The following is a 24,875-nucleotide window of genomic DNA, read 5'->3' on the forward strand; positions in this document are numbered from 1 at the left end:
CGCAAAAACGGCCTCAACACCCTGACCGCACTCCGCGACGCCATCACCGGAAACCCCTGGCTACCAACCAACCCCACAACCACCTGACTAGTAACCCCGAATCGCCACTCACGACCCTCTCGCCAAACCGTCCGAAGTACTCAATCGGCCGTTGCCGCCCCGGAAAGTGTCCCTTGTGGACAGTCGAGTCGATGTCAGGGTCTTCAGAACCAGGCCTGCGACTTCACGTACTTACGCTTGGGCTTGCGCGTAAGCCTCCAAGGCCGCCAGCTGGGCCGGGTCGAGTGACGGCCGCACCGCTTCCGCCGCCTTCGCCAGATGCGCGGCGGTGACCTCGCTGGCCTCCAGCGACTCCCGCATCGCGGTCAGCGCGGCCTCCCGGATCAGCGCCGCGCAGTCCGCCGCCGAGTAACCGTCCAAAGTGGCCGCATACGCCGCGAGGTCCACATCGGACGCGAGCGGTGTGTTTTTGGCGCTGGCGGCCAGGATCGCCTCACGCGCGTGCGCGTCCGGCGGTGGGACGTAGACGCGGCGCTCCAGCCGTCCCGGCCGCAGCAGGGCCGGATCGACCAGTTCCGGCCGGTTCGTCGCGCCGAGGACGACGACCTCGCGCATCGGCTCGACACCGTCCAATTCGGTCAACAGGGCCGCCACGACCCGGTCCGACACACCGGAATCCGAGGACTGGCCGCGGCGCGGGGCGAGCGCGTCGATCTCGTCGAGGAAGATCAGCGACGGCGCGGCCTCGGCGGCGCGGCGGAACAGTTCCCGCACCGCGCGTTCGGACTCGCCGACCCACTTGTCCATCAATTCGGCGCCCTTGACCGCGAACACGTTCAGCGCGCCGGTGCCGGCGAGCGCACGTACCAGATACGTCTTGCCGCCGCCGGGCGGCCCGTACAGGAGCACGCCGCGCGGCGGGTCGACACCGAGGCGCGCGAACGAGTCCGGATAGCGCAACGGCCACAGCACCGCCTCGGTGAGCGACTGCTTGACGTCGGTCATGTTGCCGACGTCGTCGAGGGTGAGCCCGCCGGTGGCCAAAGTGTCCGAAGTGGACATCGAGATCGGGCGGACGGTGGTCAGCGCGTCGAGCAGGTCCTGCTGGGAGATCCGCGGTTCGTCGGCTTCCCGCTGCCGCAGCGCGGCGCGGAGGGCGGCGTCGCGACGGAGCGCGATGAGGTCGGCCGCGACGAAACCGGGTGTGCGCTCGGCGATCGGGCCGACGTCGACACCGGTCTCCAGCGGGGCGTCGCGCAGCAGGATACGCAGCAGTTCCGTGCGGGTTTTGGCGTCCGGCAGCGGCAGGCCGAGTTCGCGGTCGAGCAGGTCGGCCGCACGCAGCCGCGGATCGGTGGATTCGGCGCGCCCGGTGGTGGCGATGACCGCGAAACCCTTGCCGCGCAACGCTTTGCGCAGGTCGTCGAGGACGACCGTCGCGAGCGGCGGCGGCTGGGACGCGGGCAGCAACGCGTCGATGTCGGTGATCAGCAGGACGGCGGGATCCTCGTCGCGAGTGGCCTGTGCGATCGCCTCACGCAGGTGCGCGGCGGCCACGTTGGGTTCGAGGACGGCGATGTTCGGCGCCGCGAGCGAGACCACCCGCACCTTCTCGGCCTGCGCCACGGCACGGACCAGCGTCGCCTTGCCGACGCCCTCCGGCCCGGACAGCAGGACCCCGAGATGCGCCGACGTCCCCAGCTTGGCCAGCAGCTCGGGTCGGTGGAAGGCCAGGTCGAACCACTCGGCGAGCTTCCGCGCGGCCGACTCGGATCCGGCGAGGTCGGACAGGGGCGGCACGGATTCCTCGGCCACCTCTTCGAGCTGGTCGTCCTCGACGATCTCGGCGTCGATGAAATCCTCGTGCGGGGTGGCGGGGGTGCTGCGCACCAGCGTGGTCCCGGCACGGGCCGGTGCCGCGGCGGGCGCGGCCTCACCGGTGCGGGCGCCGTCGCGCCAGCTGACCACAGTGGACGGTCCGACGGCCACCGGTCCCGACGGTTCGGTCGCGGTGACGGTGAGCAGTTCGTTCGTCCACGTCATGCCGATGGCGCGGGAGAGCTGGCCGCGCACCGCGGAGACGTCGGAACCCGGCGCGGGCGCGAGGTCCTGCGGGAGCAGGGAAACCGCGTCGCCGACGGTCAGCACCTTGCCGATCAGGGCGAGCCGCAGCGTATGCGGGGAGAGGGACACGCTCGCCATCCGCGAGCCCGAGACGGTGACAGTCTTCGCGGCCGACACCTCCGCCGGCGCGACGACCACCTCCGACCCCTCGGTCACGCCGAGGTTCGACATCGTGACGTCGTCGAGGAGGATCACCCCCGGGACCCCCTCCGCGTCCGAGGGGGCGGCCAGCGCGGAACTGACCCGCGCGCCGGTGACGCGGACGGCGTCCCAGGCCATCAGGCCGAGCGCGTCGAGGACTTCGGGGTGCAGCCGGACGACGCCGCGGCGGGAATCCAGGGCGGACGGGGTGTGCCGGACGGTCAGCGTGATCTGGGGTGCGCTCACCCCGCCACCCTATCGACGCGGACCGGTGGCGGCGGTCGAAGGACCGGATGTCTTCGGCCTCTTTTCGGTGAGGGTGTCATAAGGGGTCCCCATGGGACGAAATCGGTTCCATGGGGACCCCTTATGACACCTTGACCAGCCGATCCCCAGGTTGTCCACAGGTAGACCCCGTTGTGGACAACTCCCGCCCGTAACCCCCGTTTCCCCCCGGCCCTGTCGGAGGGTGCCGATACGCTGGGCGCGGGGCCGTCCCCCTGGGACGGGCGGGGGGTGGGGTGGCACGGGTCAGCGTTTTCGCAGGCCCATCCGGCGCCACGAGCGGCGCCGCGGGCCCCGGCCGTTGTCCTGGCCCTTGTCGTGGGTGATGGTGCGCGGAGCGCGCGCGACGTGCTGTTCGCCTCGCTGCAGCCGGACGCGCTGAGCGGCACCGGCGACCACGCGCCGCAGCGGCGGGCGCAGGCCGAGACGGCGACGGCTCGAAGAGCGCCGGATCGCACGCCGTTCCCTTGGCGGCGCCATCCACGCTTCCGGGTGCTTGGCGAGCCAGCGCTGCCGGTACACCGAGTACGGGATGTGCGCCAGGTAGAGGATCAGCGCGATCGCCAGCGCCACCAGCGGGAACTGGATGATCGCGGCGGCCAGCAGGCCCACCCCGACCAGCAGCGGCGCGATCGCCTTCGCCGGCGCCTTCACCGTCTTCAGCGAGAGCGTCGGGATCCGGCTGATCAGCAGTGCGGCGACGGCGATCGTCCACACCCAGACCATGTACTGGTGCGACCACCAGCCCCGCCCGAACTGCAGCTCCAGGATCAGCGGCAGCATCGCCAGCAGGCCACCGGCGGGAGCGGGCACCCCGACGAAGAACTCACCCGCGTACGGCGGCTGCTCGGTGTCCTCGATCAGCGTGTTGAACCGCGCGAGCCGCAGGATCATGCAGACCGCGAAGATCAGCGACGCCACCCAGCCGATCCGCTCGCCTTCGGCATGCCAGACGTAGAGCACCAGCGCCGGCGCGACACCGAACGAGATGCCGTCGGACAGCGAGTCGAGCTCTTGCCCCATCTTCGACGTCGCGTCCAGCAGCCGCGCGATCCGGCCGTCCAGGCTGTCGAGCACCGCGGCGATCCCGATCGACGCGATCGCCATCGGATAGTTGCCGATCAGCGCGAACTGCACCGACGACAGACCGGCGCACAGGGCGAGCACCGTGATGGCGTTCGGCAGCAGCCGGACGCCGGGAGTGGTCACACGGACCATGGATCAGCCTTCCGGGTGCGGCGCCGTGGGCAGCTCGGCGATCGGGGTCTCGCCGCCGATCGTGCGCTGGCCCTTCGAGACGAGGACCTTGCTGCCCGGCGGCAGGTACAGGTCGACTCGCGAGCCGAAGCGGATGATGCCGTACGTCGAACCGACGCCGACCTTGTCACCCTCGCGGATCTCACAGAGGATGCGCCGGGCCACCAGCCCGGCGATCTGCACCACGACGAGCTCGTGGCCGTCGTCGGTGCGCATGAGCACGGAGTTGCGCTCGTTGTCGTCGCTGGCCTTGTCCAGGTCCGCGGACAGGAACTTCCCCGGCCGGTAGGCGACCCGCTCGATCACGCCCGACGCCGGGACCCGCTGGACGTGCACGTCGAACACCGACAGGAACACGCTCACCCGCATCCGCGGTTCGGCGGGCAGCCCCAGCTCGGGCGGCGGCACGGCCTCCTCGATCAGCGAGACCAGGCCGTCCGCCGACGCGACCGCGAGGCCGGACTGGGCGGGCGGGACACGCTTGGGTTCACGGAAGAACGCGGCCGTGGCGGCCGTCGCGAGCGCGCCGAGGACGCCGAGGGGCTTGGAGAACTTCCGCAGCACCAGCGTCGCGGCGAGACCGCCGAACACGAACGGCCTGCCGGCCGGGTGCATCGGCGGAACGGTCTCGCGGGCCAGCTTCACGGCGTGCGCGAGTGGGTTTCCAGTGGCTTCCGGCCGGTTGCCGCTCATTGGTCGGGTTCACCGCAGTTCGTGTCGGGGGTGTGGGTCTGGGAAGAGCCTCCACGCTACCGCCCTGTCCAGGACAGGCCCGTGGCCTCCCCCGGAAGGCTTTCCCCGGCCCGGGTGGGCGGGGCCACATCGCGGTAACGGAAGGTCGAAAACCGCGATAACTCTAGGTAATTGATGCCGATCGCCGACCTTGAGGACCCGCGCATGCCCGCCAGTCCGGACCCCGCAGGCGAGCGACTCGCCGAGCTGTTCCGAGCCTGGAAGAGGGACATTTCGGCGGCGCCGATGCCTTCGCTCGTGGACCCCGTCCGCGCCGCCTCGATCATCGCCGAGGCGCGGGCGTCCGGGTGCATATGCCCCCCGACGGCACATGCACCCGGACGCGTTCACCGGAACTGAGCGAAAGTCCCACTTTAGTTCGCCGGACACCGGTGATCACCGGTCGCGAGAAAACCGTTACCAACGGTTACTCCGGCGGTCATCGCTGATTAGGCGGTCGCGAATCGCGCCGTCCGGAGCCGCGCACCAGCCGCAGCAGGGCCAGCAGCACGATCGAGCCGAGAATGGCGACGCCGAAACTGGGGAAGTCGAACTCGAAGCTCCGCTCGGTGCCCGTCGTGAGCCGGTAGAGGAAACCGCCCAGCGCCGCCCCGAGTACGCCGATCAGGATGCTGAACAGGCAGCCGCCCCGCCGGTCGGGACCGCCCACCACGACGTTGGCCAGCCACCCGGCGATGGCGCCGAACACGATCCACGAGAAGAAACCCATGCCTTCGAGGTTACCGACCCGGATGGAGTAGCGCACAAGAAGACTTGTACAAGACATCTTGTGCAACTACTGTTGTGCGTTATGGCTGACCGTGAAGTACGTGAAGTCCACGATTCGAAGGTGCTCGCCGCGATGTCCCATCCGTTGCGGCGCCGCCTGCTCGACGTCCTCCGCCTCGACGGCCCGTGCACCGCGTCCGTGCTCGCCGAGCGCACTGGGCAGGCCGTCGGGAACGTCAGTCACCACCTGAAGGTGCTCGCGGCCAGCGATCTGGTCGAGGAGGCGCCCGAACTCGCCCGCGACCGCCGCGAGCGGTGGTGGCGCCGCGTCGGTTACGCGGTTTCCTGGTCCCCGTCGGACTTCCCGGACGACCCGGTCGCGGCCGCCGCCGAATCCCTCGCCCTCGAACGCCAGGTTTCCATGGCGCGCCAGTGGTTCGCCGAACGCGAGACCTACCCCGAGGAGTGGCATCGGGCCGCCTTCGCCACGGACAGCTGGATGAAGCTGTCGGTCGCGGAACTGGCCGAACTCGAGAGCCGGGTCCAAGCGCTGGTCCGGGAGTACAGCGACCGCGAACAACCCGACGACGGCCAGGAACGCAGGCCGGTGTTCTTCGCCACCCGTGCCGTCCCGGCCCGCCCGTGACCACCCGGGAACGCGGCGGATTGCCGCGCTCACGTGATTTCCGGCTGCTGTGGACCGGCGAGACGACCAGCGTGCTCGGCAGCTCCATCGCCGTCGTCGCGCTGCCGCTCGTCGCGGTGGTCACCCTCCAGGCGAGCACGTTCGCGGTCGGCCTGCTGACCGCGGTCGCCTGGCTGCCGTGGCTGCTGATCGGCCTGCCGGCGGGTGCCTGGGTCGACCGGCGTCCGAAACGGCCGATCATGCTGGTGTGCAACACCCTTTCGATGGTGGTGTTCCTGAGCGTCCCGGTCGCGGCGTGGCTCGGACTGCTCACGATGACCCAGTTGCTCGTCGTCGCCCTGGCGGGCGGTGTCGCGAAGGTGTTCTTCAACGTCGCCTACCGCGCGTACCTGCCTTCGCTGGTCGACAAGGATGGCCTTCAGGAGGCCAACCAGAAACTGCAGGGCAGCGAGTCCGCCGCGCAGATCGGCGGACCCGGGCTCGCCGGTCTGCTGGCACAGGGTTTCGGCGCCGTCACCGGCGTGCTCGCCGACGCCGTCAGTTTCGGGATCTCCGTTCTGTGCCTGCGATCCATCCGCTATCGCGAGCCCGCACGTCCTCCCGCGACACGCTCGCGGCTGCGGGACGAGATCCGCGAAGGCCTCGAGTTCGTTCTCCACGACCGGTTCCTGCGGGTGTTCGCGGTCTTCGGCGCCGTTTCGAACGTGGCGCTCATGGGCTACCAGTCGATCGAAGTCGTCTTCCTCGCCCGCGACCTCGGGGCCGGGCCGGGTGCCGTCGGACTCGTGCTGGCGCTCGCCGGCGCGGGTGGGGTCTTCGGCGCCGCGTTGTCGGGCAAACTCGCCGCCCAGGTCGGCACCGCGCGTTCTTTCGTGCTCTGTGAGGCTTTTGGCGCGCTGATGATGCTGTTGGGGCCGCTCGCCCAAGGTGGCTGGGGGCTCGTGTTCTTCGTCGCCGCCGGATTCGCGCTCAGCGCCGGCGTCGTCGGGTCGAACGTCCTCAACGCCACCTTCAAGCAGCGCTACGTTCCGGCCGCGATGTTCGGCCGGGTCACCGCGAGCATGTCCGTGCTCAGCTTCGGCGCCATCGCGCTGGGCGGCCTGCTCGGCGGCATCCTCGGTGAGACCGCGGGGGTGCGGCAGACGCTGTGGCTCATGGCCGGTCTCGAAGTCGTCGCCGTGTTCGCCCTGCTGTTCACGCCGATCGGCCGGTGCCGCGACTTCCCGGCTGACCGCGTTCAGCCCGCTAAACGCGACGCGGGCCGTGGGTGGTGAAGGCCTCCTTCCTGCCTTGTGGATCAGGTGCCCGGCGAAGTCGAGGTAGGGCAGGCCCGATTCTGGATGCCGGTAGGCCGTCAATGTCCACAAAGGACATTTCTCGGCGTGGCGTGTTCGGGCGGGATGGTGGCTTGGGTGACGTGGCGCCGTACTCGCGTGCTTGGAGCCGGATCTCGCGTGCTTGAAGGCGTAACACCCGTGCTTGGAGGCGTAACACCCGAGTGCGGGGTCCAGGCACGCGAGTTCCGTCTCTGAGCACGCGCGTTACGCCTTCGCTCTGCCCCTCACCCCGGCGAACAGGCCTGCCCGCAACCACGACACGGTTGTCTTTCTTCTCAAGAGAAATGCGGAACCGCACGAATGGCCTAAATCGGGCATCAGCGTCTCGATTGGTGTCCTTTATGGACAGTCAAGAGCCGGGCTGAGCCGCTTGAGTGAACTCGTTCCCGTCGGCCCGCCAGGACACGCTTGCCTTTGTCCCGTGAGGGCTGGGTAAGGAGCCTTGAGCGCAAGCGCGGTAGGGGAAGAGGGTCAGAGCAGGAGAACGTCCACTTCGTCGCCCTGCTCGACCGAGGCCACGTCCTCCGGCAGCACGATCAGGCAGTTCGCCCGCGTGAACGCCGCCAGCAGATGTGATCCCGGCCCGCCACGAGGTCCGACGATCCCGGTGACCTCGCCTTCGGAATGCGTGTAGAAGCCCCGCCGGAACTGACGCTTCCCGGCGGGGGAGGTCATCGACTCCGTCAGCCGGGCCCTTACCTTCTGGCGGTCCACACCCGCGTGGCCCATCGCCGCGAGCAGCGCCGGCCGCAGGAAGGCCTCGAACGAGACGAGGACGCTCACGGGGTTGCCCGGCAACGTCACCACCGGCACGCCGTTCCACCGCCCGCAGCCCTGCGGCCCGCCGGGCTGCATCGCGACCTTCCGGAACTCCACGCCTTGCCCGGTCAGCGCGTCCTTGACGACTTCGTACGCGCCCGCGCTGACCCCGCCCGAGGTCACCAGCAGGTCCACCTCGGCCAGCCGCGGCTCGATCACCGCGCGGAACTCGGTCACGTCGTCGACGACACTGCGCACGACCCCGGCCTCGCAGCCGAGCGCGCGGATCGCGGACGCCAGCATGATGCTGTTCGATTCGTAGATCTGCCCGTGCCGCAAGGGATTGGGCGCGTCGACGAGCTCGGTCCCGGTTGAGACGACCAGCACCTTCAGTGGCCTCCGTACCGGAACCTCGGCGAGCCCGACGGCCGCCGCGAGGCCCAGCTGCGCCGGCCCCAGCACGGTGCCCGCTGAAAGCGCCACTGTGCCTTCGACGACGTCTTCACCGAGACGGCGGATATGCGCGCCTGGGACAGCTGTCCTGAGAATCCGGACGTCTGTCACGCCGCCGTCCGTGTGCTCCACCATCACCACCGCGTCGGCGCCGGGCGGCAGCGGGGCGCCGGTCATGATCCGGTGCGCCGTACCCGGCTCCAGCTCGCCGATGTCGACGCGGCCGGCGGGGATGTCGTCGGCGACAGGCAGCGTCACCGGTGCTTCTTCGGTGGCGGAGGCGATATCGGCGGCGCGGACGGCGTAACCGTCCATCGCGGAGTTGTCGAACGGCGGCAGCGAAACCCCCGCGGGCACGTCCTCGGCCAGGACGAGCCCGGCGGCCGAAGCGAGCGGAAGACGGACGACAGGGGCGGTTCCGAGCAGGCCGGTGACGGTCTCACGGTGGGCGTCGACGGAGATCACGCGGACCATCCTCCCCCCTCCTCGGTCGCATGCAAGACTCTGCGCGTCACAACGACCACCGGGGAGACGAAGACATGCAGGTTCAGATCCGTCACCAGCCATCGTTCGCGGTGGCCAGGCTCATGCTCGCACCGGGTGAACCGGCGCAGGTCGAGTCGGGCGCGATGATGGCGACGAGTTACGGCGTGCAGGTCCAGTCACAGGCGCAGGGCGGCATCATGAAGGGCCTCGGCCGTGCCTTCCTCTCCGGAGAGTCCTTCTTCATCTCCACCTACACCGCCCCGCAGAACGGCGGCTGGGTCGACGTCGCCGCGAACCTGCCGGGCGACATGCAGGTCATCAACCTCGACGGCCGCACCGGCTGGTGCGTCACGCGCGGCTCGTGGCTCGCGTCCTCCCACAGCGTGCAGACCGAGACCAAATGGGGCGGCCTCAAGAACCTCGTCGGCGGTGAAGGCGGCTTCCTGACCCACGCGACCGGACAGGGCCCGCTGGTCGTGGCCTGCTACGGCGCGCTGGAGACGGTCACCCTGCAGCAGGGCGAGGTCATCACCATCGACACCGGGCACGTCGTCGCGTTCGCCGACACCTTGCAGTACCAGATTCGGAAGGTCGCCACGGGCGTCATCCAGTCGATGAAGAGTGGTGAAGGCCTCGTCTTCGACTTCGCCGGGCCGGGCCAACTGCTGACCCAGACCCGCAACCCGTCGGCCCTGTCCGCCTGGGTGATCGCCCAGGTCCCCTCCCGCTGAGCACATGCGCGTCCAGACCAGGCACACCCCGAACTTCGGGGTCGCGCGCGTGCTGTTGTCCCCCGGCGAAGCCGTCCAGGCCGCCGGGGACACCATGCTCGCCAGTAGTTTCGGTATCACCGAGACCGTTCCGGCGCGCGGGGGTTCCCGAGCGGGCAAGGCCGCGCCGTCGGTGTTCAACGCGCCGGAAGGTGGCGGCTGGATCGACTTCGCGCCGCTGACCGCGGGCGACGTCTACCCGCTGGAATTCACCGGCGGGGCTGGTTGGTGCGTGAGCCGCGACGCGATCCTCGCCCGGCCGGCGACCGTCAGGCAGGATCCCGGCTGGGCGCCGCTGCAGAAGCTCTTCGGGGCCGACGCCGGTTTCCTGGAGCACTACAGCGGAAGCGGCCCGCTCGTACTGGCCGCGCAGGGCCCGGTCGATGCCTTCGAACTCGCCGCGGGCGAGCTCGTCACCGTCCGGCCGGACTTCCTGCTGGCCTATCCGGACACCGTGCAGTGCCGCCTCCGCGCCGTCGACCAGTCCGGTCCGCAGTCGGTCCGCACCGGCGAAGGGCTCGCGCTGGACTTCGCAGGACCAGGACGCGTCCTCGTGCAATCGCGCAATAGGCGGCTTTCTCGCGGGTGACCTTGGGACGAATCGACCATTGCCGACGCCGGTAATTCGGGTAGCGTGAACTGCACTCGAAACCGCCGCCCGGGGCAGAGAAGGACGGCGGATCCCGTGCTGAGGGAGGGCGCCGTGGCAGTCGGCACCGTCAAGTGGTTCAACTCGGAAAAGGGCTACGGATTCATCGAATCCACTGAGGGGCCCGACGTCTTCGTCCACTACTCGGCCATTCAGGCCGATGGCTTCCGGACGCTCGACGAGGGTGATCGCGTGGAATTCGAAGTCCAGTCCGGGCGTGACGGGCGGAGTCAAGCGGCGGACGTGCGCAAGGTCTAGCGAGACTTCGGGCGAACCCCCGGCGGCCTCTGGAACTGGCGCGTTAGGCTGCGCTGCGTGACAGGCGATGAGTCGGGGGACCTGACCGGTCGCCGGCTGGGCAACTACCGCATCGACGGGGTGCTCGGCAAGGGCGGCATGAGCGTGACCTACAAGGCCACGGACGTGCGGCTCGGACGCAAGGTGGCACTGAAGGTCATCGGTGATCACCTCGGGGCCGACGCCGAGTTCCGCGAACGCTTCGTCGACGAGGCGCGGAACACGTCCGCGATCGACCATGCCAACGTCGTGCCCTTGTACGACTTCGGCGAGCTCGAAGGCATGCTCTACATCGCCATGCGGATGGTCGACGGCGGGGACCTCGCCGGCCTGATCTCCGGTGGCCCGATCGCGCCCGCCCGCGCGCTGACCATGCTCGACCAGGTCGCCGACGCGCTCGACACCCTGCACAACCGCGGTCTCGTGCACCTCGACGTCAAACCGGCCAACGTCCTGGTCACCAGCAAGGAGACCTCGCGCGAGCACGTCTACGTCGCCGACTTCGGGCTGACCCGGCGCGGCGCCACCGGGCACCGGACCCGCGGCGGCGACTTCCTCGGCTCGCCCACCTACGCCGCCCCCGAGCACCTTCGCGGAGAGCCGCTCGACGGCCGCACCGACCAGTACGCGCTCACCTGTGTCCTCTATGCCTGCTTGACCGGCAGCCCGCCCTTCAAGGGCGACGTGCAGACGGTCATCAAGGGCCACCTGAACGGCGAACCCCCGGCCATCTCCCGGATCGTCGGCCTGCCCTCCGGCATCGACGAGGTCATCCGCAAGGGAATGGCGAAGAATCCCGCCGATCGCTACCCGAACTGTGTTGAGATGATCGCGGCCGCCAGGCGCGCCCTGGGTCCGCTCGCGACCTCGAACGAGCCTCCGGGCCCGCCAGGGCAGGCGGCGGCCGGAGGCGTCCAGCAGGCGGTACCGCATCAGGCGCCGAGGCAGAACACGCCGCCACAGGGAGAGGGGGGCCCCGTGCACCCGTACGGAGGACAACAGCCGGGCTACGGCCAGCAGGGACCGGGGCCGCAAGGCCCGCCCCCGGGGCAGGGTCCGCAGCAACAGGGTCCGCCGCCGGGCTACGGCCAGCCACCCCAGCAGGGTGGCTACCAGCAGCAGGGTGGCTTCCAGCAGGGTCCGCCGCCCGGTTACGGCCCGCCGCCGCAGCAAGGCGGGTTCCAGCAGCAGGGTGGGTTCCAGCAGGGTCCGCCGCCGGGCTACGGCCCGCCGCCGCAGCAGGGCGGCTTCCAGCCCAAGAAGAAGGGCGGCGGCGCCAAGTGGATCTGGATCATCGTCGGTGCTCTCGTGGTCGCGGGCGCGATCGTCGCCGCGATCTTCATTTTCAGTGACTCGAGCGGCGGCAACGGACCGCAGACCACCGCGCCGAACATCCCGGTCGGTCCCGGCGGCTCGCAGTCGCAGGCCCCCGGATCGTCGCTGAAGGCGCCGCCGTCGTCGATCCCCATCAAGCCGAGCACCTGATACCGCCTCGCTGACCTGCGGTTCTTGCACTCGACCCCGGAGAGTGCTAAACACGGTGTTGGCACTCGACGCCGTCGAGTGCCAGACAGGCGGTCACCGACCGCTCGTCTGAAGGTCGGGACGGTGAGGCCGCACCCTTCACGGGGTGGGTCGTCCGTCGCGGGCACCGAGCCTGGCCGAGGAAAGAGTCCTGCCGCCGCGCTGTTCAAGCGTGCGGCGGCGCCCAATATCGGAGGACCACACCGAAATGGCCAAACTGATCGCGTTCGACGAGGACGCCCGCCGCGGTCTCGAGCGTGGCTTGAACATCCTCGCCGATGCCGTCAAGGTGACCCTCGGCCCGCGGGGCCGCAACGTCGTGCTCGAAAAGAAGTGGGGCGCGCCGACGATCACCAACGACGGTGTCTCCATCGCCAAGGAGATCGAGCTCGAAGACCCGTGGGAGAAGATCGGGGCCGAGCTCGTCAAGGAAGTTGCCAAGAAGACCGACGACGTCGCGGGTGACGGCACCACCACCGCCACCGTGCTCGCCCAGGCTCTCGTCCGCGAGGGTCTGCGCAACGTCGCCGCCGGGGCCGACCCCATCAGCCTGAAGCGCGGCATCGAGGCGGCCGTCGAGGCCATCACCGAGCAGCTGCACAAGATGGCCGTGCAGATCGAGACCAAGGAGCAGATCGCCGCCACCGCGTCGATCTCCGCCGCGGACCGCACCATCGGCGATCTCATCGCCGAGGCGCTGGACAAGGTCGGCAAGGAAGGCGTCGTCACCGTCGAGGAGAGCAACACCTTCGGGCTCGAGCTCGAGCTCACCGAGGGTATGCGCTTCGACAAGGGCTACATCTCCGGTTACTTCGTGACCGACCCGGAGCGTCAGGAAGCCGAGCTTGAGGACCCGTACGTCCTCCTCTTCGGTTCCAAGATCTCCACCGTCAAGGACGTCCTGCCGCTGCTGGAGAAGGTCATCCAGTCCGGCAAGCCGCTGCTGATCATCGCCGAGGACGTCGAGGGCGAGGCTCTGGCCACCCTGATCGTCAACAAGATGCGTGGCACCTTCAAGTCCGTCGCCGTCAAGGCCCCGGGCTTCGGTGACCGCCGCAAGGCGATCCTGCAGGACATCGCGATCCTGACCGGTGGCCAGGTCATCTCCGAGGACGTCGGCCTCAAGCTGGAGAACGCGGACCTTTCCCTGCTGGGCAAGGCGCGCAAGGCCGTCATCACCAAGGACGAGACCACCATCGTCGAGGGCGCGGGCGACGCCGACCAGATCCAGGGTCGCGTCAACCAGATCCGCGCCGAGATCGAGAACTCGGACTCGGACTACGACCGCGAGAAGCTCCAGGAGCGTCTGGCGAAGCTGGCCGGCGGCGTGGCCGTCATCAAGGCCGGTGCCGCCACCGAGGTCGAGCTGAAGGAGCGCAAGCACCGCATCGAGGACGCGGTGCGCAACGCCAAGGCCGCCGTCGAAGAGGGCATCGTCGCCGGTGGTGGCGTGGCTCTCATCCAGGCCGCCGAGGCCGCCTTCGCCGGTCTGAAGCTCGAGGGCGATGAGGCCACTGGTGCCAACATCGTCAAGGTCGCCGTCGAGGCGCCGCTCAAGCAGATCGCGATCAACGCCGGCCTCGAAGGCGGCGTCGTGGCGGAGAAGGTCAAGGGCCTCCCGACTGGCCACGGCCTCAACGCCGCCACCGGTGTCTACGAGGACCTGCTCGCCGCCGGCGTGCCGGACCCCACGAAGGTCACCCGCTCCGCGCTGCAGAACGCCGCTTCCATCGCGGCGCTGTTCCTGACCACCGAAGCCGTCGTGGCGGACAAGCCGGAGAAGGCCTCGGCCGCTCCCGCCGACCCGTCCGGTGGCATGGGCGGCATGGACTTCTGAGTTCGAGCCTGTAACACCGGAAAGCCCGGACGCGCCTCGCGCGTCCGGGCTTTTCTTATGTCGTGAGTGCGCCCGAAGTACCTGAAGGCGTCGGTGGTGACCAGTTCAGACCCGCGTCGTGAAGGCCTCCTTCCCTACTCTCAAGGTAGGGAAGGAGGCCTTCACGGCCACGCTTGCCTTGATCCTCACTGACCCGAATCGTCACTCACGGCCCCGGCGAGCGGGTGCCTACCGTTGTCCGTCCACTATGTACTTCCCGCCTTGCTGGCGGCGGTCCTTCTCGTACGGATCGGTGGAGTTCGGCTCCGAAGGTTTCCTCGGTTCGAGGCCCGTCCGGTCGGTTTTGCCCGCCTCCCCGGCCGCGCCTTCCACTTCCACCGTCTCGGGATTGGGGTCGATCTTCGCCCGGTTCTTGTTGGCGCTTTCCCATGCGGCGAACAGCTTCTTGAGATCGTCCGAAAGCTCGCCGTCCGTTTTCGCGTAGGCTTCGGCCGCCTTCCTGAGCTGCTCGCCGGCGAGGATGAATCGAGCGCAGGTCGTCCTCATGAACTGTTCGACGGCGTCGCGGATCTCCAGGGTCGAGTCGTCGCCGGTGCAGGTCTGCCCGTCTCGGCCCGCGAGGTGCCGGTCGGCGGCATCGGCCTGGGCGAGAATCCGCAGTTGTGCCGAATAGGCGTCGGCCGCTTCGAAGCAGGTTTGCGCCACCCTCAGCAGGAAGTGGACCTCGACCCTGATCCCCTTGTAGTTCGCGCGGTCGGTCTGGTTCGGCAGCGTGTTCGCGGTGAGGTCGTAGAGTTCGAGGTTGTAGCTGTGCACCCCCGCGATCGCCTTTTGCAGAGCCAGCACGTCTCCGCCGAAGTCGGTTTCGAGGCCGGTCAACGCGTTGTGTTCGTCTTGGATCGAGGTGGTGAGCTTCTGCAGGATGTCCGGAAGGGACATGGCGTCCTGCTCGACGGTGTGTCCCTTGAGGGCTCCGCCGACGAAGCCGACCAAGGTGAGGACGGCGCCGACCGGGCCGAGTACCTTCCCGCCCGCCTCGTTGACGGTGTTCACGACCTTGCTGAGCTTCGCGCCCGCGGCCAGCAGATTGCTCACGATCCCGTGGATCGCTTGTGCCCGATCGAGCTTCTCCAGGATCGCATCCGCGGTCGAGACCGTGAGGGTGATCTTCTCGTCCAGTTTCTTGGTGGCCCAGTTGAGTCTTTTGATGGTGTTGAGCCGGGTCACCTGGATCGTCGTGGCGCGCGTGGAGTAGAGGGTGGACAGGCTGGCGAGGATGAGTGCCTGGTTCAGCATGGTCGGCGCGATCGAGGCGAAGAATCCGGCCCTGAAGGCCTGGGCGGCGAGTCCGGTCCACTCGATGAACCATTCCTCGTTCTCGCTGGTCGTGCCGTCCAGCCACTCGACGTTCCGGACGACCTCGCCCTGCCCGAGCAGTTCGGTCACGCGCCCGTTCTTGTCCTGGAAGCCGAGGTTGCCCGCGACGTTCAGGAACGTGTTGTGGGCGGCCTCCAGCTTCGAGAGGTCGGGCCCCTCCAGTTGCGGGACGAACTTGGCGACTTCCTGCCGCCGGTTCCAGGCCAGCCGCTCGATCTGGGCCAGGTTCCGCTCGACATGGCACTCGACGTACTTCTGGGTCTGCGGATTCCAGCCCTGGCAGTGGACGTCCTTGTAGTGGCCGAGCATGCCGTCCGTGACCCAGGTCAGGTAGCCGCAGATGTCGTCGGCGCCCGAGAGGTGGCCGTACGATTCGGCAGGCCACTGCCAGGCCCAGGGCTCCGCCGAGCACGGGACGGCGGTCGAGAGACGCGTCATGGCCTCGACGGCTTCTTCCATCCAGCGCTTGGTGAGTGCCTTGAGGAGGTCGTCCAGCGCGCCGTCGAGCATCCTCTTGTACTCGCTGAGGCTCAGATACTTCCCGGCCATGGAGGCCCCCGCTTCCCGCTCCCTGTGACAAAGTCATGGGGAGTGTAACGGTGGCCGCATGATCGCGCGGCCGAAAAGCGAAAAGCCCGGACATCCCCCTGTCCGGGCCTCTCACCTCATCCCCCTGCACCCCTTGCCCGCATCGCGTTTAGCCCGCTAAACGCGCTCGGCCTGCTCCGGAGTCAGAAGCCACGCGGCGGCGTAGACCGGGATCGCGAACCCGGCGGTGAAGAAGACGCTCGCCACGAGTGCGATACGCAGGATCGCGGCGTCGACGCCGAGGTAGGCGGCCCAGCCGCCGGCGACGCCCGCGAGCATCTTGTCGGTGCGGCTGCGGTAGAGCTTCTTGGTGGCCTGGGGGGTGTACACACTGTTCGTCATGGCTCAATGTTCGCCTCGGAACGACCCTTGGCACATCGGGGAACGGCCCGGAGTCGACCCTGGAATCGGACCCCTGAGGGTGAGCTTGCGACAATGGGGAAGATGCCTTGGTGACGATCAAGGCGAAGACGCTCACGTTCGGAATCGCGGTGCTGACCGTGCTGGGGATCGGCACGGCCAGTGCCGCGCCCGAGGGGTATGGCGCACAGAGCAGGCTCGACGTCGTCCAGGCCCGCGGCGAGCTCCGCGTGTGCTCGACGGGGGACTACCGCCCGTTCACCTACCGGGACGCGGCCGGTGCGTGGAGCGGGATCGACATCGACCTCGCGGGTGACCTCGCGCGGCGGCTCGGTGTGCGGCTCCAGCTGGTCCAGACCACCTGGAAGGCGATCGCCGACGACGTCGGCCGCAAATGCGATCTGGCGATGGGTGGCGTCTCAGTGACCCTGGACCGTGCGAAGAAGGGCTTTTACACGGCTCCCTACCTTCGTGACGGCAAGACGCCGATCACCTTGTGCGAGAACGAAAATCGGTTCGCGACCCTGGAGCAGATCGATCGGCCGGGGGTGCGGGTGATCGTGAATCCGGGCGGCACCAACGAACAGTTCGCCGACGCCAATCTCAAGCGGGCGACCATCGTGCGGCATCCGGACAACAACACCGTCTTCGCCGAGATCATGGCGGGCCGCGCGGACCTGATGATCACCGACGCGACCGAAACCCGTTGGCAGGCAAAGCGGAATCCGAGCCTGTGCGCGGTGCATCCCGATGAGCCGTTCACCTTCTCGGAGAAGGCGTACCTCCTGCCGCGCGACGTCGTGTTCAAGGAGTGGGGCGACCAGTGGCTGCACTTGGCGCTGAACGACGGCACCTACGCGAGCATCGCGAAGCCTTGGCTCGGCTGAAATCGGTTTGAACCACTTTCGTTGTCCGACCGTATCTCCAGGTGTGGGTGAGGAGGAACCGGACCGGAGGAAACACGGATGACGAAGAGCGCCGGGAAGCACCGCAAGCGCGCGACGATCGGCCTCGCGTCCGTACTCGGGGTGGCCGCCATCGCCGCGGTGATGTTCGCGGTGAGCACCCCGGACGGGCAAGCGGCGGAAACCTGTCAGGGACTGGACACGGCGCTCCGGAACAACCTGAACTTCATCGACGGGCAGCAGGCGAACCCGGACGCCCTCTCCACGGCGCGGATCGCGAACCGGCAGGCCGTGGTCGACCTCATCCAGCAGCGCCGCCAGACCGCGGGGTGCGCCGAGGACGTGCGGGCCACCGGAATGGACGACGCCATGGCCGCCGAAGACGAGGCAGTCGAGCAAGGCGAGGTCGTCTGCGAGGGTGCCACGGTGACGCTGTCCGGCGAGGGCGGCGCGCCGGCCGCGTCCAGCAGCGAGTTCCCGGCGGGCACCAAGCTGAAGGTGACGAACCTGGACAACGACAAGTCCACGACCGTCGAGGTCGCCGGCGTCTCCGGGAGTTGCGCGCTGCTGAACAACGCCGCCTTCGAACAGGTCCGTGAACCAGGGAAGTTCTTGATCCGCCGCGCGGTCATCGAGCGGGTCGGCTGAGACACCCGCACCGGATCGGGGAAGACGCGGACGGATCCGGGTGCGGCGACACGAGTCCTCCTGGCGGCCCCTCGGCCAGGAGGACTCGTGGGTCGTTTGTATCTCACTTGTACGCCCTTTCGGGACGCTTCTCACGAAACGCCGAGAAAGGACATCCGATGAGATTCAGACGAGTGGTCACCGCGGCCGCCACCGCGTTGCTGGGCATGGCCGGGCTGGCGATCACCGCGACGTCGGCCGAAGCCGCTGTCGGGCCGCGTCCCAACTTCCAGCTCCCGTTCCCCTGCAACCAGGTGTGGAACGGCGACAACGACAACAGCAGCGCGCACCGAGCGTACGAGATCGACTTCAACCGCGGCGGTTCCGCGGACGCGGACCTCGGTGACACGGTCGTCGCGGCGGCCGCCGGCAAGGTGGTCACTTCGGCGCACCAGGGTTCGGCCAACGGCTTCGGCAACCTGGTGAAGATCGACCACGGTGGGGGATGGTCGACCTACTACGCCCATCTGAGGGTCCGCTCGGTGGCGGTCGGCGCGCAGGTCGCGCAGGGGCAGAAGATCGGTGAACTCGGCAACACCTCCAAGCCGGGCAACAACATCAGCCCCCACCTGCACTACGAAGTCCGCACCAACGACGCCGCGTGGCCGGACAACATCAAGCCCGCGTACTTCAACGGCGTGAAATTCGGCTACCCCAACGCCAACGTGACTTCGAAGAACACCTGCAGCGGCACCGGGAACCCCAACCCGTATGACGCCGTCGAGGTGTGCGGCGACGACTACAAGGTGATCGACTCGCAGGCCCTCGGCAGCGCCGCGACCGCGTACCTGCTGTACAACGGCACGACCAAGGCCAACTGCGTCACCACCATCAAGGCGACCTCGGTCGGCACCGGCAGCGCGGTTTCGGCCTTCCTCGAAGTGGAGGGTTCGGCGCGGAAGACCGACTCCGGCAGCTTCGAGTACTACGCCGGTCCGGTGAGCGCGGCCGCCGGCGCCAAGTGCGTCAAGTGGGGCGGTTCGGCGGGTTCCGTCAGCTACGAATCCCCGCTGGAGCACTGCGGCTGATCCCGCGGCGAGTGCCATGAAAGGTCCTTTCCTTGCAAATTTCGCAAGGAAAGGACCTTTCATGGCGTCGGGAGGTGGGCGCGGACGCGGGTGAAGCGGGCTTCCCAGGCCGACCGGACGTCCGGAGCGGCGGCGTGCGCGGAGAACAGATCCGGTTCCGGCGCCCGGCGCGGCACCGGCAAGCGACCGTCCACAGGGGACAGTGAAGCGCCGCAGACATCCCCGGTCAGCAACGACATCGTGCCCAGTCCGCACGCGAAGTCCAAAGTGGGCAGTGCGCCCGCGAGGGCCAGTCCGGCGGCGAGGCCGACGCTCGTCTCGACGGCGGAGGACACCACACACGGCAGGCCGCAGGCTTCGGCGACCTCCAGCGCGCGCCGGACCCCGCCCAGCGGCGCGACCTTCAGCACCGCCACGTCGGCGGCTCCCGCGACGGCCACCTTGAGCGGGTCTTCGGCCCGGCGGATGGATTCGTCGGCGGCGATCCGGACCGCCACCCGGCGCCGGACGTCGGCCAGTTCCCCGATCGACGGGCACGGTTGCTCGACGTATTCCAGGCCGCCGGCCGCGCGGTCCAGTTCACCGATGGCCTTGACCGCGGTGCCCACGTCCCAGGCCATGTTCGCGTCGACGCGGACCGCGCCCGACCGGCCAAGCGCGGCACGCACCGCCTCCACCCGGGCGCAGTCGTCGGCGAGGCTCACCCTCGGGTCGGCGACCTTCACCTTCGCGGTGCGGCAGCCCGACGCGGAGACGAGTTCGTACGCCTTTTCCGGCGACACCACCGGGACGGTCGCGTTCACCTCGACGCTGTCCCGCACCGGTGGCGGCCACCCGCGCTCGCTCGCCTCCAGCGCGGACGCGAGCCACGGCGCGCTCTCGGCGTCCGAGTAGTCGGAGAACGGGCAGAACTCGCCCCAGCCCGCCTCACCGCGGATCAGCAGTCCTTCACGGACCGTGATGCCGCGGAACCGTGTTCGCAAGGGAATCGCGTAGACGTCCATCGACGCCGATCATGCCACCGCCCCGATCGCGTGCCGTTTCGCCCGGTTCCGGACAGAATGAGCGACGTGGCACTCGACTTTCGCGTGCTGGGGCCCACCGAGGTCACGGCGGACGGGCTGCCGGTGCCCCTTGGCGGCAGCAGACCGCTCATCGTGCTGGCCGGTCTCCTGCTGCGCGCGAACAGCGTGGTGCCGGTCGAGGAACTGAGCCGGTGGCTGTGGCCGGACGACCGGCGGCGGTCCAAGGGCGCCTTGCAGACCTACATCCTGCGGGTCCGGCGCGCGCTCGGCGACGAGGTCACCATCCGGACCGAACGCGGCGGCTACCTGCTCGAACTCGACGAGACCTTGCTCGACCTCGCCCGCTTCCGCGCGCTCGCCTCGGCGGGAGCGAACTCCGCGCGAGACGGCGATCCGCGTCAGGCCGCGGCGAAGTTCGCCGCCGCGCTGTCCGAATGGCGCGGTCCGGCGCTGCAGAACGTCCATTCCGAAGCGCTTCTTCGGGACGAAGCCGACCAGTTGAGCGAGGAGCGGCTTCGCGTCCGTGAGCAGTGGGCCGACGCGCTCATCGCCCTCGGCGAGCACGCCACCGTCGTTCCCGCGCTGACCAGGCTGTGCCGCGAGCATCCCCTGCGGGAGCGGCTGCACGAACAGCTGATGATCGCGCTGTACCGCTCAGGCAGGCAGGCCGAGGCGCTGAACGTCTACCGCCGGATCGGCGCGGTGCTGGCCGAAGAGCTCGGTCTGGACCCCGGCGCCTCGCTTCAGCGCGCGCACCAGGCGATCTTGACCGGCGAAGAGTCCGTCGAGACCACATTGGACTCCGAGCTGACGAGGTACCGCCTCGGTGCCGAACCGCTGATCCCGCGCCAGCTTCCGACGGATCTCCGGGTCTTCTCCGGCCGTCAGCGCGATCTCAAGGCACTGCACGAACTGGTCCCGGAGGCGCTCGACACCGAGAGATCGACGCCCATCGCGTCGATCGAGGGCATGGGCGGCATCGGCAAGACAACGCTCGCCGTCCATTTCGCGCACGAGGTCGGCGAGCGGTTCCCCGGCGGGCAGGTGTACCTCAACCTGCGCGGATACGGCCCCGGTGACCGGGTCGAACCCGCCACCGCGCTCGAAACGATGCTCGTCTCGGTCGGCGTCCCGGCCGACCGGATCCCCGCCGACGTCGACGGCCGCGCGGCCACGTGGCGCACCTACAGCGCCGGCCGCCGGATGCTGATCCTGCTCGACAACGCCGCGAGCACCGAGCAGGTCCGGCCGCTGCTGCCCGGACCCGGCTGCCTGGTGGTGGTGACCAGCCGCTGGCAGTTGCAGGCGCTCGTCGCGACCCATGGCGCGCGCCGCGTCGCGCTGGAGGAGTTGCCGGACGAGGACGCGATCGCCCTCGTCGCTTCGACGATCGGGCTGGACCGGGTCACCGAGGATCCCGAGGCAGCCGAACGGTTCGTCCGGTACTGCGGCGGACTGCCGCTGGCCATCCGGATCCTCGCCGTTCGGGCGGCGCAGTTCCCCGACCTCGCCCTGCGGGAGTTCGTCCGGCTGCTCGACGCCGAACAGGACAGACTGGGCTCGTTCGACCTCGCCGACGGCGACGAGACGAACATCCGGGCCGTCTTCTCGTACTCGTACCGGGCGCTCGACGAACGCGCCGCGCGGCTGCTGCGGCTGCTCGGCCTGCCCACCGGCGGCGACTTCAGCGCGCCCGCGGCCGCGGCGGTCGCCGGGGTCGACATCGCGGAAGCGCACGAGGATCTCGCGAAACTGGCTTCCGCACACCTGATCGCGCGGTCCCGGCCCGGCCGGTACCAGTTCCACGACCTCATCCGCGCGTACGCGGCCGAACTTTCGGCGAAGGTGGATGGACCCGAAGTGCGCGCTGAGGTGCTGGACAGGTTGCTCCGCGCTTCGCTGGGGTCGGCGCTGAACGCGTCCCGGCTGTTGCGGCCGGAACGGCGCTACCGGGTCATCGAACCCGAACGTTTCGCCGACGCGGGGGTGAAGTTCGGCCATTACGACCAGGCTCTGGACTGGTTCGACGAGGAGTGCGGCAACCTCATCGCCGTGGTGAACGTCGCGTACCGGGAAGGGCGGCACCGGGACTGCTGGCGGCTGGCGTGGCTCCTGCAGTCGTTCTTCATCGTGCGGGCACGGCTGGAGGACTGGCGCTCGGTGTTCGACGTCGCCCTGCGTGCCGCGCGCGAAGCGGGAGACAGGACCGGTGAGGCCGTGATCTTGAGCGGGCTCGGTGTCGCTTGCGGCGTGGGCCGCCAGTACGAGGACAGCGTCGTCTACCTGAAGCAGGTGGTCGAACTGCAGCGACAGCTCGGCGACCGCGAGGGCGAGGCGCGTGCCCTGTACAACCTCACACTGGCCAGCCGGAACATCGAAAGCGCCCAGATCGCGTGGGAGTACGGGACCGAGGCTCTGCGGTGCATCCGGGAGTACAACGTCGGCGACGGCATGGAGGCCGACGCGCTGCAGGCGCTCGGCGACATCTGTACCGACGACGGACGGCACGAGCAGGCGCTCGAACTCGCCGACCGGGCGCTGGCCCTGCGGGCGCACGCGCTGCCGGACGAGGCCCGATTCGCCTTCCACACCAAGGGCATCGCGCTCGTCGGACTCGGCAGGAGCGACGAAGGCATCGCCTGCATGCGGCGGGCCGTCGAGATGTTCTTCGCCCACGGCGAACTCTACGAGGCGGCCGACGTACTGGCCCAGCTCGGCGGAATCCATCTGCGGCACGGTGATCCCTCGGCGGCACGTGAATGCTGGCTGCGTTCGGTCCGGGTGCTGACCGAACTGTCGCATCCGGACGCCGAGGACGTCCGGACGAAGCTGGCCTCACTCGTGGGCGACGTGGTCAAAACCGACCAGGACTGGTGAGGCACGGGCGCCCGGCGTGCCGACCCCCAGTCGCAGCGCGCGAGTACGCCCGTGACCTCATGCGTCACTTAACAGGACACCGCTCACTGTGCGCTGACTGTGCAGCGTGCGCGGCTCACGCCAGGAGTTTCGCGAGCGTGATCGCGTTCTTCGGTGCCTCGACCTTGACGTCGTTGTCGAAGTAGACGTACGTGTCGCGATCCCAGCGCTCGATCTTGCGTGCCCACTCTTCGAGAGCCTCGTCGCTGTACCCGCTGACGTACAGCTCCTCGTCGCCGTGCAGGCGGACGTAGGCGAACTCGTCACTCGTCATCTCTTCGATGAACGGGAAGTTGCCCGCGGTGTCGGCGACCACGAGCGCGATGCCGTGCTCGCGGAACAGTTCGAGGCTTTCCGGCTCGGCGAAACTCGGATGCCGTACTTCTACGGCGTGCCGGAGCTTCCGGCGCGGTTTCGGGTCGGTGTGCGCTTCGCCCTTGAGTTTGTCGTCGTGCTTGCTCGCGAGCTTGGCGGCGGCGTGGCTGGTGCGTGGCAACAGCTTGAAGAACTTCTCGACGCGTTCGGCGTCGAACGCCAGCCGTGGCGGCAGTTGCCAGAGGAACGGACCCAGCTTCCGGCCGAGTGCCAGCACCCCGGACGCGAAGAAGTTCGCCAGCGGTGTCTCGACGTCACGCAGTTGCTTCATATGCGTGATGAAGCGGCCGCCTTTCACGGCGAAGACGAAGTCGTCCGGTGTCTGCTCGACCCACGCGCGGTACCGCTCGGGCCGTTGCAGGGAGTAGAACGAGCCGTTGATCTCGGCCGAGTTCATCCGGCTGGACAGGTATTCCAGCTCGCGCCGCTGCACCAGGCCGCGGGGGTAGAAGTCCCCGCGCCACGGCGGATAGCGCCAGCCCGAAGTACCGATCCTGATCTCGACGACGTCGATCACCACCTTTCCGCGCTGCGGTGATTCCCCCTCTCGATTCGGCGCAAACGCCCGCTCAGGCCCAGGAGAATCGCCAACGCCGGGTCTGGACGAGGCTGGAGGCGAACTCGCGCAGATTGCCCGGCTGACCGGCGAACGCGGGCAGGCAGAACGAGCGATGCTCGGCGGCGACCGTGAGCGCGCGGCCCTGGGTGCGCGGCGGCGCGGCCACCGACAGCTCCATCGAGTCGAAACCCAGCACCGTGAGTGTCGCGCCGAAGCGGTCTTCCCAGCTGCGCAGGACCGCGGAGAGCTCGTGAACCTGGTCGGTCGCCTTGATCATGCCCGTCCAGCCCAGGATCGCCGGGATGTCGGCGGGCCGTTCGGTCTGCACCAGCGCGAGCCGGTGGGGGGCGCGCGCGGCCAGGATCGACCCCGTGTTGCCCGCCTCGGCCAGCGGATCCGCCCGGCGCGATGGGCGGCGGGCGAGGCCGGGGAACTTCGCGCCGAACGGGCGCAGGCAGGCGCCGTCGCAGCACGACGTGTCCCACCAGCGGGCCAGCACCTCGGCCGGATCCACCGAGGAGATCCGGTGATCGGCCGGGGCGAGCCTGCCGCGGTCGTCGATCCAGTCCTCGCCGTTGACCGCGAACCGCTGGTCGTGCGGGATCAGCACCGGCCACAGCCCGGAGCGATCGAACTCCGCGACGCAGCCGGTATAGCGCTCGGGCCTGGCCAAAGGCAGATCCGAAACCCAGATCCGGCCATGCCATCGGCCGGGCGGCAGGGTCTGGACGGGTGGCGTGCCTTGGCGGAACGGTGCGATCGTCATCGGCTTCCCCTCGAACTGGTGTTCGGTCAACTCTACCCGAACACTAGTTCGAAGCACCGACAGTTTTCGATACCCCGTTCGCGGGACCCCGCGGGTGTCGCCTCATACGTCACTGGTGTCACAGCGGCCACAAAGAGGAGTGTCCACAGTGGAGACAAGCGCGGCGTCTTGAGGCTTCCGGTGAGGGGTGGGTCAGGGTGGTCGTGGGGGGGGGGTCGGGGTTTCCACCGCACTCGCACCCCCCAACACCTCTTCCGGACGGA

Annotated in this window: 21 protein-coding genes; 11 read left to right on the plus strand and 10 right to left on the minus strand. The window is 69.0% G+C overall.

Going from position 1 to position 24,875, the window contains the following annotated elements:
* Window positions 1-231 precede the first annotated feature (231 nt).
* The 4 genes from ACZ54P_RS24270 to ACZ54P_RS24285 all read right to left on the minus strand — a co-directional run bounded on the left by ACZ54P_RS24270 (window position 232) and on the right by ACZ54P_RS24285 (window position 5,269).
* The gene (locus tag ACZ54P_RS24270; RefSeq protein ID WP_465463856.1) at window positions 232-2,511 is read right to left on the minus strand and encodes an AAA family ATPase; all 2,280 of its coding nucleotides are present in this window, start codon (window positions 2,509-2,511) and stop codon (window positions 232-234) included.
* Between the two features lie 285 nt (window positions 2,512-2,796).
* Window positions 2,797-3,768 carry a CDP-diacylglycerol--serine O-phosphatidyltransferase gene (gene pssA, locus ACZ54P_RS24275; protein ID WP_465463857.1) on the minus strand — a complete coding sequence of 324 codons (972 nt, stop codon included), beginning with the start codon at window positions 3,766-3,768 and terminating at the stop codon, window positions 2,797-2,799.
* 3 nt (window positions 3,769-3,771) lie between these two features.
* The gene (locus ACZ54P_RS24280) at window positions 3,772-4,500 is read right to left on the minus strand and encodes a phosphatidylserine decarboxylase (protein WP_465463858.1); all 729 of its coding nucleotides are present in this window, start codon (window positions 4,498-4,500) and stop codon (window positions 3,772-3,774) included.
* A 478-nt stretch (window positions 4,501-4,978) separates the two neighbouring features.
* A complete protein-coding gene (locus tag ACZ54P_RS24285) occupies window positions 4,979-5,269 on the minus strand; it encodes a GlsB/YeaQ/YmgE family stress response membrane protein (protein ID WP_465463859.1) in 291 nt (96 codons plus the stop codon).
* A gap of 81 nt (window positions 5,270-5,350) precedes the next feature.
* Here ACZ54P_RS24285 and ACZ54P_RS24290 point away from each other — a divergent pair, with 81 nt between their 5' ends.
* A complete protein-coding gene (locus tag ACZ54P_RS24290) occupies window positions 5,351-5,914 on the plus strand; it encodes an ArsR/SmtB family transcription factor (RefSeq protein ID WP_465463860.1) in 564 nt (187 codons plus the stop codon).
* Window positions 5,911-7,188, plus strand: coding sequence for an MFS transporter (locus tag ACZ54P_RS24295; RefSeq protein WP_465463861.1), 1,278 nt, complete (start codon window positions 5,911-5,913; stop codon window positions 7,186-7,188). The genes ACZ54P_RS24290 and ACZ54P_RS24295 overlap by 4 nt, the downstream gene beginning before the upstream one ends.
* A 534-nt stretch (window positions 7,189-7,722) precedes the next feature.
* On the opposite strand, the gene moeA is transcribed toward ACZ54P_RS24295, so the two are convergent.
* Entirely contained in the window at window positions 7,723-8,928 is a 1,206-nt protein-coding gene (gene moeA / locus ACZ54P_RS24300) for a molybdopterin molybdotransferase MoeA (RefSeq protein WP_465464056.1), read from the minus strand.
* Window positions 8,929-9,002: 74 nt separating this feature from the next.
* Here moeA and ACZ54P_RS24305 point away from each other — a divergent pair, with 74 nt between their 5' ends.
* From ACZ54P_RS24305 to groL, 5 genes are all read left to right on the plus strand, one after another.
* A complete protein-coding gene (locus tag ACZ54P_RS24305; protein WP_409494928.1) occupies window positions 9,003-9,680 on the plus strand; it encodes a TIGR00266 family protein in 678 nt (225 codons plus the stop codon).
* A gap of 4 nt (window positions 9,681-9,684) precedes the next feature.
* A complete protein-coding gene (locus ACZ54P_RS24310; protein WP_465463862.1) occupies window positions 9,685-10,308 on the plus strand; it encodes an AIM24 family protein in 624 nt (207 codons plus the stop codon).
* A gap of 114 nt (window positions 10,309-10,422) precedes the next feature.
* Complete coding sequence (locus tag ACZ54P_RS24315; RefSeq protein ID WP_076160121.1) at window positions 10,423-10,626, plus strand: cold-shock protein; 204 nt, start codon at window positions 10,423-10,425, stop codon at window positions 10,624-10,626.
* 57 nt (window positions 10,627-10,683) lie between these two features.
* Window positions 10,684-12,150, plus strand: a complete 1,467-nt coding sequence (locus ACZ54P_RS24320) for a serine/threonine-protein kinase (RefSeq protein WP_465463863.1) — start codon at window positions 10,684-10,686, stop codon at window positions 12,148-12,150.
* Between the two features lie 247 nt (window positions 12,151-12,397).
* A complete protein-coding gene (gene groL, locus ACZ54P_RS24325) occupies window positions 12,398-14,026 on the plus strand; it encodes a chaperonin GroEL (protein ID WP_465464057.1) in 1,629 nt (542 codons plus the stop codon).
* 228 nt (window positions 14,027-14,254) lie between these two features.
* Here the strand turns inward: groL and ACZ54P_RS24330 are convergent, their stop codons facing one another.
* Window positions 14,255-15,952 carry a hypothetical protein gene (locus ACZ54P_RS24330; RefSeq protein ID WP_465463864.1) on the minus strand — a complete coding sequence of 566 codons (1,698 nt, stop codon included), beginning with the start codon at window positions 15,950-15,952 and terminating at the stop codon, window positions 14,255-14,257.
* Window positions 15,953-16,108: 156 nt separating this feature from the next.
* A complete protein-coding gene (locus ACZ54P_RS24335) occupies window positions 16,109-16,333 on the minus strand; it encodes a PspC domain-containing protein (protein WP_465463865.1) in 225 nt (74 codons plus the stop codon).
* A 110-nt stretch (window positions 16,334-16,443) separates the two neighbouring features.
* On the opposite strand from ACZ54P_RS24335, the gene ACZ54P_RS24340 reads away from it, so the two are divergent.
* The 3 genes from ACZ54P_RS24340 to ACZ54P_RS24350 all read left to right on the plus strand — a co-directional run bounded on the left by ACZ54P_RS24340 (window position 16,444) and on the right by ACZ54P_RS24350 (window position 18,971).
* On the plus strand, window positions 16,444-17,238 hold the full coding sequence (locus ACZ54P_RS24340) for a transporter substrate-binding domain-containing protein (protein WP_465463866.1): 795 nt from the start codon (window positions 16,444-16,446) through the stop codon (window positions 17,236-17,238).
* A gap of 78 nt (window positions 17,239-17,316) precedes the next feature.
* Entirely contained in the window at window positions 17,317-17,904 is a 588-nt protein-coding gene (locus ACZ54P_RS24345; protein WP_465463867.1) for an RlpA-like double-psi beta-barrel domain-containing protein, read from the plus strand.
* Between the two features lie 158 nt (window positions 17,905-18,062).
* Window positions 18,063-18,971 (plus strand): M23 family metallopeptidase, encoded by a 909-nt coding sequence (locus ACZ54P_RS24350; RefSeq protein WP_465463868.1) that lies wholly within the window; start codon window positions 18,063-18,065, stop codon window positions 18,969-18,971.
* A gap of 59 nt (window positions 18,972-19,030) precedes the next feature.
* Here ACZ54P_RS24350 and ACZ54P_RS24355 read toward each other — a convergent pair whose 3' ends face one another.
* A complete protein-coding gene (locus ACZ54P_RS24355) occupies window positions 19,031-19,975 on the minus strand; it encodes an o-succinylbenzoate synthase (RefSeq protein ID WP_465463869.1) in 945 nt (314 codons plus the stop codon).
* 66 nt (window positions 19,976-20,041) lie between these two features.
* Here ACZ54P_RS24355 and ACZ54P_RS24360 point away from each other — a divergent pair, with 66 nt between their 5' ends.
* Window positions 20,042-22,873, plus strand: a complete 2,832-nt coding sequence (locus tag ACZ54P_RS24360; RefSeq protein ID WP_465463870.1) for an AfsR/SARP family transcriptional regulator — start codon at window positions 20,042-20,044, stop codon at window positions 22,871-22,873.
* Window positions 22,874-22,988: 115 nt separating this feature from the next.
* Here the strand turns inward: ACZ54P_RS24360 and ACZ54P_RS24365 are convergent, their stop codons facing one another.
* Entirely contained in the window at window positions 22,989-23,804 is an 816-nt protein-coding gene (locus ACZ54P_RS24365; protein WP_465463871.1) for a DUF72 domain-containing protein, read from the minus strand.
* 52 nt (window positions 23,805-23,856) lie between these two features.
* A complete protein-coding gene (locus ACZ54P_RS24370; RefSeq protein ID WP_465463872.1) occupies window positions 23,857-24,612 on the minus strand; it encodes a DUF4253 domain-containing protein in 756 nt (251 codons plus the stop codon).
* Between the last annotated feature and the right edge of the window lie 263 nt (window positions 24,613-24,875).

The sequence above is a fragment of the Amycolatopsis sp. NPDC034160 genome, from assembly GCF_055575355.1.

What these genes read in the sequence shown, in the direction of transcription:
- pssA (WP_465463857.1), bottom strand. Translation starts at nt 3,768, where the DNA reads ATGGTCCGTGTGACCACTCCCGGCGTCCGGCTGCTGCCGAACGCCATC.
- ACZ54P_RS24280 (WP_465463858.1), bottom strand. Translation starts at nt 4,500, where the DNA reads ATGAGCGGCAACCGGCCGGAAGCCACTGGAAACCCACTCGCGCACGCC.
- ACZ54P_RS24285 (WP_465463859.1), bottom strand. Translation starts at nt 5,269, where the DNA reads ATGGGTTTCTTCTCGTGGATCGTGTTCGGCGCCATCGCCGGGTGGCTG.
- ACZ54P_RS24290 (WP_465463860.1), top strand. Translation starts at nt 5,351, where the DNA reads ATGGCTGACCGTGAAGTACGTGAAGTCCACGATTCGAAGGTGCTCGCC.
- ACZ54P_RS24305 (WP_409494928.1), top strand. Translation starts at nt 9,003, where the DNA reads ATGCAGGTTCAGATCCGTCACCAGCCATCGTTCGCGGTGGCCAGGCTC.
- ACZ54P_RS24310 (WP_465463862.1), top strand. Translation starts at nt 9,685, where the DNA reads ATGCGCGTCCAGACCAGGCACACCCCGAACTTCGGGGTCGCGCGCGTG.
- groL (WP_465464057.1), top strand. Translation starts at nt 12,398, where the DNA reads ATGGCCAAACTGATCGCGTTCGACGAGGACGCCCGCCGCGGTCTCGAG.
- ACZ54P_RS24330 (WP_465463864.1), bottom strand. Translation starts at nt 15,952, where the DNA reads ATGGCCGGGAAGTATCTGAGCCTCAGCGAGTACAAGAGGATGCTCGAC.
- ACZ54P_RS24335 (WP_465463865.1), bottom strand. Translation starts at nt 16,333, where the DNA reads ATGACGAACAGTGTGTACACCCCCCAGGCCACCAAGAAGCTCTACCGC.
- ACZ54P_RS24345 (WP_465463867.1), top strand. Translation starts at nt 17,317, where the DNA reads ATGACGAAGAGCGCCGGGAAGCACCGCAAGCGCGCGACGATCGGCCTC.
- ACZ54P_RS24350 (WP_465463868.1), top strand. Translation starts at nt 18,063, where the DNA reads ATGAGATTCAGACGAGTGGTCACCGCGGCCGCCACCGCGTTGCTGGGC.
- ACZ54P_RS24355 (WP_465463869.1), bottom strand. Translation starts at nt 19,975, where the DNA reads ATGGACGTCTACGCGATTCCCTTGCGAACACGGTTCCGCGGCATCACG.
- ACZ54P_RS24370 (WP_465463872.1), bottom strand. Translation starts at nt 24,612, where the DNA reads ATGACGATCGCACCGTTCCGCCAAGGCACGCCACCCGTCCAGACCCTG.